Annotated in this window: 11 protein-coding genes and 1 pseudogene; 6 read left to right on the plus strand and 6 right to left on the minus strand. The window is 70.1% G+C overall.

From position 1 onward, the window contains the following. Positions 1-35 precede the first annotated feature (35 nt). The 6 genes from secA to mtrA all read right to left on the minus strand — a co-directional run bounded on the left by secA (position 36) and on the right by mtrA (position 8,972). A complete protein-coding gene (gene secA / locus O159_RS10070) occupies positions 36-2,852 on the minus strand; it encodes a preprotein translocase subunit SecA (RefSeq protein ID WP_021755705.1) in 2,817 nt (938 codons plus the stop codon). Positions 2,853-3,048: 196 nt separating this feature from the next. After that, the gene (gene hpf, locus O159_RS10075; RefSeq protein WP_021755706.1) at positions 3,049-3,747 is read right to left on the minus strand and encodes a ribosome hibernation-promoting factor, HPF/YfiA family; all 699 of its coding nucleotides are present in this window, start codon (positions 3,745-3,747) and stop codon (positions 3,049-3,051) included. A gap of 222 nt (positions 3,748-3,969) precedes the next feature. Then, positions 3,970-4,719: a ComF family protein gene (locus tag O159_RS10080; RefSeq protein WP_021755707.1), complete on the minus strand. Its 750-nt coding sequence runs from the start codon at positions 4,717-4,719 to the stop codon at positions 3,970-3,972. A gap of 170 nt (positions 4,720-4,889) precedes the next feature. Further along, entirely contained in the window at positions 4,890-6,602 is a 1,713-nt protein-coding gene (gene lpqB / locus O159_RS10085; RefSeq protein ID WP_021755708.1) for a lipoprotein LpqB, read from the minus strand. Next, positions 6,599-8,272, minus strand: a complete 1,674-nt coding sequence (gene mtrB / locus O159_RS10090) for an MtrAB system histidine kinase MtrB (RefSeq protein WP_043993687.1) — start codon at positions 8,270-8,272, stop codon at positions 6,599-6,601. Before mtrB ends, lpqB begins: the two co-directional genes overlap by 4 nt. A 16-nt stretch (positions 8,273-8,288) precedes the next feature. Next, on the minus strand, positions 8,289-8,972 hold the full coding sequence (gene mtrA, locus O159_RS10095) for an MtrAB system response regulator MtrA (protein ID WP_043993689.1): 684 nt from the start codon (positions 8,970-8,972) through the stop codon (positions 8,289-8,291). A 185-nt stretch (positions 8,973-9,157) separates the two neighbouring features. Here mtrA and O159_RS10100 point away from each other — a divergent pair, with 185 nt between their 5' ends. The 6 genes and pseudogenes from O159_RS10100 to O159_RS10120 all read left to right on the plus strand — a co-directional run bounded on the left by O159_RS10100 (position 9,158) and on the right by O159_RS10120 (position 14,454). Next, on the plus strand, positions 9,158-10,474 hold the full coding sequence (locus O159_RS10100; protein ID WP_021755711.1) for a hypothetical protein: 1,317 nt from the start codon (positions 9,158-9,160) through the stop codon (positions 10,472-10,474). A gap of 10 nt (positions 10,475-10,484) precedes the next feature. Then, complete coding sequence (locus O159_RS10105; RefSeq protein ID WP_236609468.1) at positions 10,485-11,117, plus strand: DUF4129 domain-containing protein; 633 nt, start codon at positions 10,485-10,487, stop codon at positions 11,115-11,117. Between the two features lie 203 nt (positions 11,118-11,320). After that, positions 11,321-11,653: pseudogene (locus O159_RS16610) on the plus strand (DUF4350 domain-containing protein); the annotation flags it as partial. A gap of 121 nt (positions 11,654-11,774) precedes the next feature. Next, on the plus strand, positions 11,775-12,356 hold the full coding sequence (locus O159_RS15920) for a hypothetical protein (protein ID WP_021755714.1): 582 nt from the start codon (positions 11,775-11,777) through the stop codon (positions 12,354-12,356). Then, entirely contained in the window at positions 12,353-13,348 is a 996-nt protein-coding gene (locus O159_RS10115) for an AAA family ATPase (protein WP_021755715.1), read from the plus strand. Before O159_RS15920 ends, O159_RS10115 begins: the two co-directional genes overlap by 4 nt. Before the next feature lie 2 nt (positions 13,349-13,350). Further along, positions 13,351-14,454 carry a DUF58 domain-containing protein gene (locus tag O159_RS10120; protein WP_236609470.1) on the plus strand — a complete coding sequence of 368 codons (1,104 nt, stop codon included), beginning with the start codon at positions 13,351-13,353 and terminating at the stop codon, positions 14,452-14,454. Positions 14,455-14,642 lie beyond the last annotated feature (188 nt).

Raw genomic sequence — 14,642 nt, forward strand, 5'->3', positions numbered from 1 at the left:
CCCCGCCGTCCGGTTTCGCGGATCCGGTTTCTCGGTCAGTGCCTCTTCTGGGGCTTCTTCTGCGCCCGGCGCTCGGCGCGATTGGCGGGGGCGGCATCGTCTGCGGCGGAGACCCGCTGACCGAAGGCGCCGCGCTGGGTCGACCCCTGCTCCGGCGCAGCCTCGGCGACGGAGCTGTGCTGCTGGGAACGCTGAGCCCGCGCGGTCGCCGCCTGCTCGATCTGACCGCGCTGGTTGCGGACCTCGACCTCACCCTGCTCGCCCGGGGCCGAATAGCTGAGACGCGCCTCGCTGTCGCCACGGGTGAGGCCCTTGGCGGCGACGGCCGGCGACTCGACCTCGTTCGGAGCCTGGTTGACTTCGACCTCCAGATTGAACAGGAAGCCGATGGTCTCCTCCCGAATCGCGCCCATCATCTGCTGGAACATCGCATAGCCCTCGCGCTGGTACTCGACCAGGGGATCGCGCTGGGCCATCGCACGCAGGCCGATGCCGTCCTTCAGGTAGTCCATCTCGTAGAGGTGGTCACGCCAGCGACGGTCGATCACCGAGAGGACGACACGGCGTTCGAGCTCGCGCATGGCGGGCTCACCGAGCGACTCCTCGCGTCTCTTGTAGGCGATCCGGGCGTCGGAGAGGATCTCACGCCGCATGAAGTCACGGTTGATCCGGCTTTTGTTCCCGGCCTCCGCGATGACTTCGTCGATGCTGACGCCAACCGGGTACAGCGTCTTCAGCTCGGCCCACAGCGCATCGAAGTCCCAATCGTCTCCGCTGCCCTCGCCAGTGTGCTGATCGAGAATGTCGTCCACAACGTCGGTGAGGAATGTCTGCACGCGCTCGTGCAGGTCGTCGCCCTCGAGGATGTGCCGGCGGTCGCCGTAGATCGCCTCGCGCTGGCGATTCAGGACATCGTCGTACTTGAGGACGTTCTTGCGGATCTCGGCGTTCCGCGCCTCCACCTGCGACTGCGCGCTGCGGATGGCACGGCTGACGACCTTGGATTCGATCGCCATATCGTCCGGAACGCTGGTGCGGCCCATGAGGCTCTCGGCGGCGCCCGCGTTGAACAGGCGCATCAGATCGTCGGTCAGCGACAGGTAGAACCGGCTCTCGCCGGGGTCGCCCTGACGGCCCGATCGACCGCGCAGCTGGTTGTCGATGCGGCGCGACTCGTGGCGCTCGGTGCCGAGCACGTACAGGCCACCGGCCTCGATGACTTTCTCCGCCTCTCCGGCGACCGTGGCTTTGACCCCGCCGAACACCTCGTTCCAGGCGGCTTCGTATTCCTCGGGCGTCTGCACGGGCGAGAGACCGCGCGCGTTCATCTCGGCGACCGCGATGAACTCGGCGTTCCCGCCGAGCATGATGTCGGTGCCACGGCCGGCCATGTTCGTGGCGACGGTCACCGAGCCGAGACGGCCCGCCTGCGCGACGATTGCGGCCTCTCGGGCGTGGTTCTTGGCGTTCAGGACCTCGTGGCGGACGCCCTTCTTGGCGAGCAGGCGCGAGAGGTACTCGCTTTTCTCGACGCTCGTGGTGCCGACGAGGACAGGCTGGCCCTTCTCGTGGCGCTTGGCGATGTCTTCGACCACCTGGTCGAACTTCGCCTTCTCGTTCTTGTAGATGAGGTCGGCCTGGTCGATGCGCTGCATCGGCTTGTTCGTCGGGATCGGGACCACACCGAGCTTGTAGGTGCTCATGAACTCGGCGGCCTCGGTCTCGGCGGTGCCGGTCATCCCGGAGAGCTTCTTGTAGAGACGGAAGTAGTTCTGGAGGGTGACGGTCGCGAGCGTCTGGTTCTCGGCTTTGACCTCCACGCCCTCCTTCGCCTCGATCGCCTGGTGGATGCCCTCGTTGTAGCGGCGGCCGACCAGGATGCGGCCGGTGTGCTCGTCCACGATGAGCACCTCGCCGTTCATCACGACGTAGTCCTTGTCGCGCTTGAACAGAGCGTTCGCCTTGATGGCGTTGTTGAGGAAGGAGATGAGCGGGGTGTTCGCCGACTCGTAGAGGTTGTCGATGCCGAGGTAGTCCTCGACCTTCTCGATGCCGGACTCCAGCACGCCGACCGTGCGCTTCTTCTCATCCACCTCGTAGTCGATCTGCGGCTCGAGGCGCTTGGCGAGGTTGGCGAACTCGTTGAACCAGCGGTTGGCCTCGCCCGAGGACGGACCGGAGATGATGAGCGGCGTGCGAGCCTCGTCGATGAGGATGGAGTCCACCTCGTCCACGATCGCGAAGTAATGGCCGCGCTGCACCATGTCGCTCGCCTGCCACGCCATGTTGTCGCGCAGGTAGTCGAAGCCGAACTCGTTGTTCGTGCCGTAGGTGATGTCTGCGGCATACTGCTCGCGGCGCTCCTCGGGAGTCTGCCCGGCGAGGATGACGCCGGTCGTCATCCCGAGCGCGCGGAACACCCGGCCCATCAGCTCGGATTGGTAGCTCGCGAGATAGTCGTTCACCGTGATGACGTGGACGCCGCGGCTGGTGATCGCGTTCAGGTACGCGGCCGTTGTGGCGACGAGCGTCTTGCCCTCACCGGTTTTCATCTCGGCGATGTTGCCCAGGTGGAGGGCGGCCCCGCCCATGATCTGCACATCGAAGTGCCGCATCCCGAGTGTGCGCTTGGAAGCCTCGCGGACAGCGGCGAACGCCTCCGGGAGAAGATCGTCCAGCGACTCGCCCTTGCTGTAGCGCTCGCGGAGCTCGACGGTCTCATGCATGAGCTCGTCGTCGGTCAGGGCGCTGAAATCGTCTTCCAGGGCGCTGACCGCTTTCGCGTACGCCTCCAGGCGCCGGAGGACGCGGCCCTCGCCGACACGGAGAACCTTTTCAAGAACTGAGGCCACTGATGCACTCCACTTTTGCTCGATCGGGCCGGTGATGCCCGCGCCACGGCGGACGCACGCCGACGGTAGGCTCCGGCAACGCTAGGGACATCGTACTTGCTCAGCCGCACAGGACGAGCAGCGGATGCTGAGAGGCGGCTCCGAGCGCGCCGAACGAAGAAGCGCCGATGGCGGGCGCCATCGGCGCGTTCCGGACTCAGCCGAGCTTGCGGCTCGCCGTCGCGACCTCCTGCAATTCCTCAGCGTCGTCGTCCAGAGAGATCACGCCGTAGTCCCAGCCCCTGCGCCGGTAGACGACGCTCGGCCGCTTCGTCTCCTGGTCGACGAACAGGTAGAAGTCGTGCCCGACGAGTTCCATGTAGTAGAGCGCGTCATCGACGGTCATCGGCACGCTCGCGAAGACCTTCCGCCTGATCACGACCGGGCAGTACTGCTCTTCTGCGTCCACGGGCTCCGCGTCGGCCGCGATCGTCGGGACGCTCCCGGTGCGCACCTGCTCGAGCACCGCCACCGATGCCGCGGACAGCCCGACAGCGCTGAACCCTTCGGTGCTCGCCTCGCGCAGCGAGGTCGGGCGATGCTGCCCGCGATGGACCTTCCTCCTGTCCTTCGCTCGCCGGACCCGCTCGAGAAGCTTCCCGAGCGCGATATCGAACGCGGCGTACTTGTCCGTCCCCGTGGCCTCCGAGCGCACAGTGGCTCGCGGGCCGACGAGCGTCAGTTCGACGCGGTCGTCGCCGTTCTGGGTGCCGAGCTTCTCATTGTGACGGCTGACCTTGATCTCGAAGGAGATGGCCCGCTCTGCCAGGTGAGCGACTTTCTCCGACTTCTCGGCCGCGTATTCACGGAAGCGATCAGTGATTCCCAGGTTGCGTCCGATGATGTTGATGTCCATGGAGACCTCCCTGATCCGGTGTGATGTTCGCCCGGATCACGGAGGGCGGATTCGCTCACGCCTTTTGGACTACCGTAGTGCCCAGCCCCGGGATTCTGAACAAAAAACATATGTTATGTTCATGAATCCCCCGAACGCTCGCTGAACGCTTTCGCGCGGGCGAGGGGAGGGGCGCTGTCCCACTGCCGTCTCGTCACGAGGGTCTTCTCCGTGAGGCCTTTTTCATGAACCTCCTTCATGGGCGTCCCGCACTGAGGACCCCTGAGGACCTCCCCGTAGCGGAGTGCGCGCGAGCGTCACCGCGCCCACCGCCTCGCCTCCGGCCTCCGCGATGGCGCGAGCCGCCTCGGTCACCGTGGCGCCGGTCGTGAGGATGTCGTCGACGATGAGGCAGCGCCGTCCCGCGAGCCGCGGGGAAGCGCTCATACTGCCAGCGCGATTCTCCGCTCTCCGGTTTCCCGGCAGCCCGGCCTGGTCGGCCGTCTGACGCGCGAGGCGGAGCGCGCGCCACAGGGGTGGGACGAGCATCCGGGAGCGTGACAGGAGCATCCCTGTCGGGTGATAACCCCGTCGTCGCCAGGCGGATCGAGTGGACGGGATGAGCACCGGGAGCAGCGCCGCCGCACCGGCTGCCGCGGTGGACGCGGGACCCATCGCACGTTGCGCCTCGGCCACCGCGGGCCGGAGAGACCGTGCGAGGAACGTCGCCGCATCCGTCCGGTCGCCGTCTTTGAAAGCGAGCAGGATGCGGCGGGCGGCTCGGTCGTAGCGCAAAGCCGACCAGATCGGAAGGCCGGAGAGGGCATTGGCCGCGACCTCCGGCGAGAGAGCGCGTTCGCAGACGGAACACACGGACCGGTCGCCGGCGCCGCACCCCGCGCAACGCACGGGGAGGAGGATCCCCGCCGCATCGAGGACGGCGGAGCGGGCGAGCGAAAGGCGGACGGGGCGCTTGAGCGATGTCTTCGTCATGCCACAAGCCTCCCGGGGACGCCCGCCCCGCCGTCTGCTCCGGGGAAATCTGTGGAGAACCCATCGCGCCGGCCTCCCTGTGCAGAAGTCCAAGGGCCGGGGCCGGCCGAAACGATCAGGGCGCCCGACGAGGTGCGAACGACGCGAAAGAGCCAGCGCCACGCAAAAGGTCAGGGCTGCCCGAGCTGCACCGCGACCGCGCCGACTCTGTCCGCCTGCGTCTGCCATCCGGTCCCGGACGGCGCCTGCAGGGTCCCGTCGGTCGCGAGAACCAGGTAGCGGGACAGCCCGCCCGCACCCACGATGACGCCCCCGAGGGCCGGGCCGGCGGTGATCGTCGTCGTGCCGCCGATGGTCTGCTCCGAGATGCCCGTGGCGTTGCCGTTGGTGACGCTCAGCACGGCGACGGCGAGATCGGAGGTCCAGGCGACCGAGACCGGCACGCCTTCGCCGACGGCGAGTTCGATCGGCGCGGTCAGTTCGGTGGGGACCCCTGCGGAGCCGCGGAGCACACCGGCGACGACGAGCGAATACCCCGAGGCCGTCCGGAGGACGGCGACGACGCGCGTCCCGTCCCTCGACACAGCGAGCGAGACGATCCCGGTAGCGCTGGGCCAGTCGGCCTTCACGAGGTGGACCTCGCCGGTGGACCCGGTCGCCTGGAGCCCAGCCGGCGAGTCCGCCGGGACGGTCCACACCCAGCCGTCGTTGTCGAAGGCGGGCGCGATGATGCCGGGACGGGCGTCCACCCTGACCGGTTCGCCGCTCCGGCGCACGAGGAAGGCGCCCGCTTTGGAGAGGACGGCAGCCTGATCGCGTGCGGCGTTGACGGTCACGGCGGTGGGCTGCAACGCGACGACCCTGTCGCTCAGCCCGCTCAGCGCGGTCACCGTCGAGCCGTTCAGCAGGCCGAAGGCATCGCCGCGGGAGACGATCGGGTGCGAATCGACGGGAGGGTCCTGCAGGGATGCGGCGGCATCGTTGAGCGGCGGGATCTGCTGGACATTGCCCTCGATCGACAGTTCCACCGAGCGCGCCAGGCTGGCGAGGCTCTGCTCCAGCTGCACCTGCATCCGCTGGAGTTGCGCCTGGTCGGCCTGCGCCGCCTCGGAGCTGAGGTCGACGCGCGCGACTCCCCCGTTCGTCGTGACGGAGGGCACAGCGAGCTGGGCGCCCTGCGGGAACGCGGAGACGACGGCCCCGTTCAGCCACTTGGCCGGGCCGGCGAGCACCGCGCTCGCCACCCTCGTGGCTGCGGCGGCGACCCGGGCCGGGAACCAGCGTGCGTCCGGCACAAGGTAGGCGAAACCGGGGCTGTAGAAGTAGAGCGTCTGCTGCGAGTAGACGGCGCGGAACGTCGGGTCGTCGACGACGACGCCGTTCGGCGCGACCGAGATCCGCCACTCCCCGTCTTGTCTCACCAGTTCGTAGCTCAGCCCGACCGGCGCTTTGCTCAGCACCGGATGGTAGACCCCGGTGCTGTCGACGTTCGCGACCGGGCTGACATCCACACTCCACTGGTTGCCGTCGTGGTCGTAGATGCGGTTGCGTCCGTCGTCCACAGTGACGGACTCATCCGGGTTCCAGGCGGCGCCCATCGGCCGTGTGAGGTACTCCCGGGCGATCTGGAAGTTGTTCTTGGGGCTGGACGCGGCGTCGATGAAGCCCTGGACGATGCGCTGTGGCGAGGCGCCCTTCTCGGGCGGGGAGGGGTTGAAGTCGAGGTCGAGCTGATCGTTGACCTGCGCGATCGGGCCGCCCTGACGCACAGGACCAGAATCCGGGATGCTGGCGCAGGCGGCGAGCAGGACGACGAGGGCAGCCGCGAGAGCGGCGGCGACCGCCCGACGGCGCGCGGCCGCGGGGCCGCTCCGGAGGGTCACGCGCGTGCTCCGCTCTCGGGGAGGGGACGCGTCTCGGGACGCGGTCCCTCCGGGGCCGCACGGCGGCGCGAAGCCCCCGCGGTGGAGCCCGCGTCGATCGGCGGCAGCGGGAGCGGCGAGTCGGTGATCTCTGTGCCGGGGACCCGCGGCAGAGTCAGCCGGAAGCAGGAGCCCTCCCCCGGGGCCGACCACACCTGGAGCCATCCGGAGTGCAGCGTCGCATCCTCGAGGGAGATGGCGAGCCCGAGACCGGTGCCCCCGATCGTGCGTTTGCGAGACGGGTCAGCCCGCCAGAAGCGGTCGAAGACATGGGCGACATCCTGCTGGTTCATCCCGATCCCATCGTCGCGGACAGTCAGGGCGACGGCCGTCTCGTTGCTGTCGACGGTGACGACGACGGGTTTGCCCTCGCCGTGCTCGATCGCATTGCCGAGGAGGTTGCGAACGACGCGGCGGATACGGCGCGGGTCCATCCCGACGTCGAAATGCCCACCGGGCGCATCCAGGCGGAGCACGGAGCCGTTCTGCCCGGACAGGGTGCGCAGTTCGTCCATGACCTCCCCGGCCAGCCGGACCAGATTGGTCGGCTCGAGGTCGAGCGCGACGGAACCGGCGTCGTAGCGGCTGATCTCGAGGAGGTCGGAGAGGAGGCGGTCGAAACGCTCGATCTGGGTGTGCAGCAGCTCGGCGGTCCGCTCGGTGGCCGGCGGGAACGTGTCGCGCTGGTCGTAGAGGACATCGCCGGCGAGGCGGATCGTCGTCAGCGGCGTGCGCAGCTCATGCGACACATCCGAGACGAAGCGCTGCTGCAACTGCGACAGGGTCGCGAGCTGGTTGATCTGGTTCTGGAGGCTGTCGGCCATCCCGTTGAAGGAGCGGGCGAGCGAGGCGAGGACGTCCTCGCCTCGCTCCGGGATGCGGACGGCGAGATCCCCGGCCGCCAGCCGCTCGCTGGTGTGGGCTGCGACCCGGATGGGCTCCACCACGAAACGGACGACCACCCAGGCGATCCCGCCGATCAGCACGATCAGCACGAGGCCCGCGAGCAGCAGCGTGTTCTGGACGAACATCAAGGTCGTCTCGGAGTCGCGCAGGTTGTAGCCGATGTAGAGCTCGTAGTGGCCGTAGGAGGGCAGCGTCAGCTGGGTCCCCACGACGATGCCGGGGTCGGTCGAACCGCTCCCGGCCGACAGCGCGACGGACTGGTAGAACTGCTTCGTCCCTCCATTCTGCACCAGGGTCCGGAGCGGGGCGGAGATGACCGGGTTCAGCGCCGGGCTGCCGCGGTCGGGCGGCGCGAGGATGCTGGTGTCCTGCCCCGGCACCCGGTAGGCGGCGACGAGCCGGCTGGAGGTCGAGCCCTGCACCGACTGGAGCGCGGTGGTGAGCAGGTTCTTGCCGCTGTCGCCCGCCGACACATCCGAGGCGTTGAGGGTGGCCTGGGCTGCCGTCGTCGCCCGGCTGGAGTCGCGAAGGGCCTCCGAGAGCCGGGACTGGTACAGGTCGTTGCTGATGCTGAGCACCATGTAGACCCCGGTGACGAGGATGGCGACCCCGGTGAACAGCAGCGTGATCGCCACCGTCCGGACCTGCAGCGACCGCCGCCACAGACTCGCCAAACGCAGCGGCGCCTGCCGCCACCCTTCCCTGTCCGGCCACCGGAAGCGCATGCGAAGCCGTCCGGCGCTACGTCGCCATACCGGCGCGGTAGCCGACCCCGCGCACGGTCATGACGATCTTCGGGTTGTCCGGGTCTTGCTCCACCTTGGCGCGCAGGCGCTGGACGTGGACGTTGACCAGGCGGGTGTCGGCCTTGTAGTGGTACCCCCAGACCTGTTCGAGCAGCATCTCCCGGGTGAAGACCTGCTGCGGCTTGGCCGCGAGGGCGAGCAGGAGGTCGAACTCCAGCGGTGTGAGCGCGATGCGGGCGTCGCCTCGGCGCACCTCGTGGCCGGCGACATCCACCAGCAGATCGCCGATGCGCAGTTGCTCGGCCGGCGGGGCGACGGGAGCGGGACGCAGGCGGGTGCGAACGCGGGCGACGAGCTCCTTGGGGTTGAACGGCTTGACCATGTAATCGTCGGCGCCGGACTCGAGGCCTTTGACGACATCGGCTGTGTCCGATTTGGCCGTGAGCATGATGATCGGGGTCCCCGATTCCGCTCGGATGCTGCTGCACACTTCGATCCCGTCGAGGCCGGGGAGCATGAGGTCGAGCAGCACGAGGTCGGGCTTGGACTCCCGGAAGACCCCGACCGCCTCCGAGCCGTCCTCGCAGAACACCGGGTCGAATCCCTCGGTGCGCAGCACGATGCCGATCATCTCGGCCAGGGCGGTGTCGTCGTCGACCACCAGGATGCGACTAGTCATTGGTCTGTAATCTCTCTGAGCCCCTCTCGGCGGCGCGAGCCGCACAGCAACGTGACAAGCGTAGTCGAGGTGGCTGCCTGCGTCCCGGAAGCGGCTCGGCGCACCCCCGGGGGGAGGGGACAACGCGGTCGCCTCAGATGTGCCAGCATGGAAGCAAGTGACAACCGGGGGATGAGAGGGGCTGTGTGAGCGACGACCAGACCTGGCGGACACCGGACGCCCCTCAGGGAGCCGACGGCGCAGGCGGGGAGAGCGCGGACGGGCACAGAGGCCGCAACGCCGCCGGCCAAGGTCCTGGCTCCGGTCCGGCAAACCCCGGCTACGCTCAGCAGCCCCCCGCCTGGCAGCATGGGCAAACCGCCTGGCAGCAGCAGCCCCCTGCCTGGCAGCAGCAGCCCCTCACCGGCTACGGCCAGCAACCCGACTGGGCGCCACCGCCGAAGCCGGGACTGGTCCCGCTGCGGCCGCTCGGGTTCGGCACGCTGCTCGGCGCGCCGTTCCAGGTGCTGCGGCAGAATCCGAAGATCACGGTCGGCGCCGCGCTCATAATGCAAGGGCTGCCGTCCGTCTTCGTCGCCGTCCTCACGAGCGCAATCGCCTTCCTCCTGCTCACGCGCGTGACGAGCGCGGACGTCCAGGACCAGAGCGCGATCACGGCCGGGGCCATCGGCGGATCGATTCTGCTCGGGGTGCTCTCGATCGTCGTCTCCACCGTCTTCAGCGCGCTGCTGCAAGGCATCGTCGTCGCGGAGGTCTCGCGGGAGACGCTCGGCGAGAAGCTGACCTTCGGCTCGCTGTGGCGGATGGTCCGCGGGCGGATGGCCGCGCTCGTCGGCTGGGCGTTCCTGTTCGCGCTGGCCTGGCTCCTCGCCCTCGCTCTCGTGATCGTGATCGTGGTCGTGCTGGCCTCGCTCGGCGGTCCGGCCGGGATCATCGGGGCGCTCCTGGCGGGGCTCGCCGGGGGCGTCGGCCTGATCGCCGCCGCGATCTGGATCAACACGAAGCTCGCCATCGTGCCGAGCGCGATCGTGATCGAGCGGTTGCCGATCGGCGCCGCGATGTTGCGCTCGTGGGAGCTCACGACCGGGTATTTCTGGCGGACTCTCGGTGTCATCGTGCTCATCGCGGTGATTATCGGGGCCGTGACGCAGATCATCGCCACACCGTTCTCACTGATAGGGATGATGGCGGGCGGGATCGTCGCGCCGACATCGCTGAGCGGCCAGGATCAGTCGGCGTTCGCCCCGTTCCTCGCGGCGCAGCTCGGCACGAACATCCTGGCGAGCATCGTCGGCGCCGTCATCGGGGCGATCGGCAGCGTCGCGCAGACCGCAGCGGTCGCCCTGCTCTACATCGACCTCCGGATGCGCAAAGAGGGCCTCGACCTGCACCTGATCCGGTTCGTCGAGGCGCGACAGGCGGGGCAAGCTGTCCCCGACCCGTACACACGGCCCGCGCCGGCCTCCCCCGCGCCGCCGGCCGCTCCCTGGCCGGGCGTCTGAGACCGTGCGCGTGGACATCCCGGTGGATCCGAGTTCGCCGGACGCTCACGACTGGATCCGCCAGGAGCTCGTCAAACCGGAGTACCAGGCCGCCAAACCGACGTGGTTCGATCTGGTGTGGAAAGCGGTCGGCGACGGGCTGGCCGCGCTGTTCCAGGGGTCGGGCGGAGACGCCGGGCCCGTCCTCTTGGCCGTCATCGTGCTGATCGTGGCCGGGATCGTCGTCGCGGCGTTCTTCGTCTTCGGCCGCCCGCGCGTGAACCGGCAGGCGGCGGCCTCCCGGCGCGCGGTGCTCGGCGGCGTCGACGCGCGCACCGCTCAGGAGCTGCGGAGCGCCGCCGCGGCGGCCGCCCGCGCGGGCGACTGGGCGCTCGCCATCGAGGAGCAGTTCCGCGCTCTGGCGGTCGGGCTGGATGAGCGCACACTGGTGTCTCTCTCCCCCGGGACGACCGCGACGGAGTTCGCCGCCCGGGCCGCCGCCGCCGTGCCGGAGGAAGCGGAAACGTTGCGCGAAGCGTCGCGCGCGTTCGACGACGTCCGCTACCTCGACCGGCCGGGCACCGAGTCCCGTTACCAGCTGCTCGTCGCGCTGGATCAGCGGCTCCAGACGCGCCGCGCCGCGCCGCCGGCGGTTCTGACGTGACACGGCTTCCGGCTCCGGCCCCGGTTGCCGCCCCGGTGGCGACCCCGACCGTCCGGCGCACTCTCCGCCGCTCGCTCCCCTGGCTCCTCCTCGGCGGGCTCGTCGCGCTCATCGTGCTGCTCGGAGCCCTGTTCGCCGGCTCCCGGGACACCTTCGGGGGCGTGCTGCGCTCCACCAACGCGGGACCGACGGGGGCCAAGGCCGTGTCCACCGTCCTCCAGCGGCAGGGAGTCACGGTGCGCGCCGCCGGAACGCTCGAGGAGGTCCGGGAGGCCGCTGACGCTGACAGCACCGTTCTCGTCTTCGACTCCCGCGGCTCCCTGACCGGCGACGCCTATGCCGAACTGAGCTCCCTGGCGGAGACGATCGTGGTGGTCGAACCCGGCTTCGAGGCGCTCCGGACGCTCGCACCCGGGGTACACGCCGCGGGCGAGCCCACCGGCCCGGTCTCCGCCGGCTGCCCGGTCCCGGCCGCCCGGAACGCCGGGCGGATCGACCCGCGCGCGACCGGGAACACGAAGGACGCCTCTGTCCCGGGGACATTCAGCGCGAACACGGACGTCCAGCGCTGCTTCGTCCGCGACGGCGGAGCCTCTACTCGTCCAGACGCGCGTCGAGGGCCGCACGGTCTCTCTGCTCGGGTCGGCGGCGATCCTCATGAACGACGGCGTCGAGCGCGAGGGCAACGCCGCCCTCGCGCTGAATCTGCTCGGCGGCCACCGCACCCTGGTGTGGTACCTGCCCGGGATCGCCGACCGCCCGCCCGCCGGTCCGCCAGACCTCGCGGAGCTGACGCCCGGCTGGGTGACCCCGGTCGTGCTCCTGCTGCTCGCTGTGTTCGCCGCCGCGATCTGGCGCGGACGGAGGTTCGGCCCGCTCATGGTCGAGAGCCTGCCGATCATCGTCCGCGCGGGCGAGACGCGAGAGGGGCGCGCCCGGCTGTACCAGCGCTCCTCTGCCCGGCTCCGCGCGGCGGACGCGCTGCGGATCGGCGCGATCGGCCGGCTGGCACGCGCTGTCGGATTCTCCCGGACGTGTACGGCCGGGGAGATCGCGGATGCCGTCGCCGCCGTCACGGGCAGGGAGCGCTCCGGCGTCCGCGCCCTCCTCCTCGACGACATCCCGACGACGGACGCGCAGCTGCTCGCCCTCTCGGACGCCCTCGCGAAGCTCGAACGAGCCACCGCCGCCGCCGTCACGCCCGGCCAGGCGGGACCGACAGGAAGAATGGAACAATGACCGATCTGAGCACCGGAAACCGCCCCGCGCCGCCCGGGGACGCCGCGAGCCTGCGCCAGGCCCTCGCAACGGTCCGCCACGAGGTCGGCAAGGCCGTCGTCGGCCAGGAGGGCGCCGTCACCGGACTGATCATCGCTCTGCTCGCCCACGGCCACGTTCTGCTGGAAGGCGTGCCCGGGGTCGCCAAGACGCTGCTGGTGCGCTCGCTCAGCCAGGCGCTGAGTCTCGACACGAAACGCGTTCAGTTCACGCCCGACCTGATGCCGGGCGATGTCACGGGATCGCTCGTGTACGACGCTCAGACCGGCAGCTTCGTGTTCCGCGAAGGGCCTGTCTTCACAAACATCCTGCTGGCCGACGAGATCAACCGGACGCCCCCGAAGACGCAGTCGGCCCTGCTGGAGGCGATGGAGGAGCGCCAGGTGAGCGTCGACGGTGTGAGCCGCCCGCTCCCCGATCCCTTCATCGTCGCGGCCACACAGAACCCGGTCGAGTACGAGGGCACTTACACCCTCCCCGAGGCGCAGCTCGACCGCTTCCTGCTGAAGCTGACGCTCGATGTCCCCGAGCGGGACGCGGAGGTCGAGGTGCTGCGCCGCCACGCGGCCGGGTTCGCTCCGCGCGATCTGGCCGGCGCCGGGGTGACTCCGGCGCTGACCGCCGAACAGCTCGCCGCGGCACGGGCGTCCGCCGCCTCCGTCGGCGCGAACGCCGATATGCTGGCCTACATCGTCGATCTGGCGCGCGCCACGCGCCAGAGCCCCTCGGCGAAGCTCGGCGTCAGCCCCCGCGGAACGACGGCTCTGCTCGCGGCGGCCAAAGCCTGGGCCTGGCTCTCCGGCTACGGCTCGATCACCCCGGACCACGTCCAGGCGATGCTCGTGTCCGTGTGGCGGCACCGTCTGCAGCTGCGCCCGGAAGCCGAGCTCGAGGGCGTCGGCCCCGACGCGATCCTCCGGGCGATCATCCAGCAGGTCCAGGTCCCGATCTAGGTGTGCTGCCCAACACGGGTGGCAGGACAGTGCGCGGCACGCTCCGGGACGGATGGGAGCCGTCGGCGGGCGCCGGAACCGCCCGCGCGAACCTCAGCATCCGCGCGGGCGAGCGCCAGCGCGTCCCGATCGGCCTGCGGCCGTGGCGTCGCGGCGAGCGGCGGGTGTCGCAGGTGACCGTGCGCTCCTGGGGGCCGCTGCGGCTCTGGGCTCGGCAGGCGACGCTGGCCGCGCCGGGCCGCATCCGGGTGCTGCCGCCGTTCACAGCGCGGAAGCACCTTCCCTCCCGGCTGGCGCGGCTGCGCGAACTGGACGGGATGACGAGCGTCCAGCTCCGCGGTCAGGGAACCGAGTTCGACTCCCTGCGCGAATACGTCCGCGGCGACGATGTGCGCTCGATCGACTGGCGGGCCACCGCACGCTGCCACGATCCGGCCGGCGGGAGAGGCGCCCGTGTCATGGTGCGCACCTGGCGGCCCGAACGCGACCGCCGTGTCGTCATCCTGATCGACACCGCCCGCACCTCTGCCGCCCGCATCGCGGACGAGCCGCGCATCGACACGGCGTTCGAGGCCGCCCTCCTGCTCGCCGCCCTCGCGAGCCGCGCCGGCGACAGTGTGGATATGCTCGCCTTCGACCGGGTGGCCCGCGGGCGCGTCCAGGGCGCGAGCGGTCCCGAGCTGCTCTCGCGGATGGTGGATGCGATGGCGACGATCGAACCGGCCCTCATCGAACTCGATTGGCCGGCGGTCCCGGGACAGATCTCCGCGCTGACCGGCCAGCGCTCACTCGTCGTCCTGCTGACGTCGATCGAGGCGCCCGGCGCCTCCCGGAGGCTGCTGTCGGTGCTGCCGCAGCTCACGCGCAAGCACCTGGTCGTGGTCGCCAGCGTGACCGATCCCGACACTGCCGTGGCGGCGCACCAGCGCGAGGACCGCGAACGGGTGTACCACGCCGCCGCGGCTGAGCGGGCGCTGCTGGACGTGAGCCGCGTCTCCGCGGCCGTGCGGCGCCTCGGCGGGGATGTCGTGACCGGCTCACCCGCGGACCTGCCGCCGGCTCTGGCCGACCGCTATCTCGCACTGAAGGCCGCCGGGCGCCTGTAGCTGTTCTCCCCCCGGCCTGCTCCTCACCCGCCCTGCCCCCGCCCGCCCCGACCGCCGCAGACTCTAGGAGCCGACAGCCGTGGCGAACGGAGGAGTTTCCCCCGACATCCCCGCAAATCTCCTCCATTTCCTGCGTTCCACCCCCTCACACCCCCGAATCTCCTCCCTTTTCCACCACCCGTCGGAAA

This window comes from Leifsonia xyli subsp. cynodontis DSM 46306, from assembly GCF_000470775.1.
GTDB lineage: Bacteria > Actinomycetota > Actinomycetes > Actinomycetales > Microbacteriaceae > Leifsonia > Leifsonia cynodontis.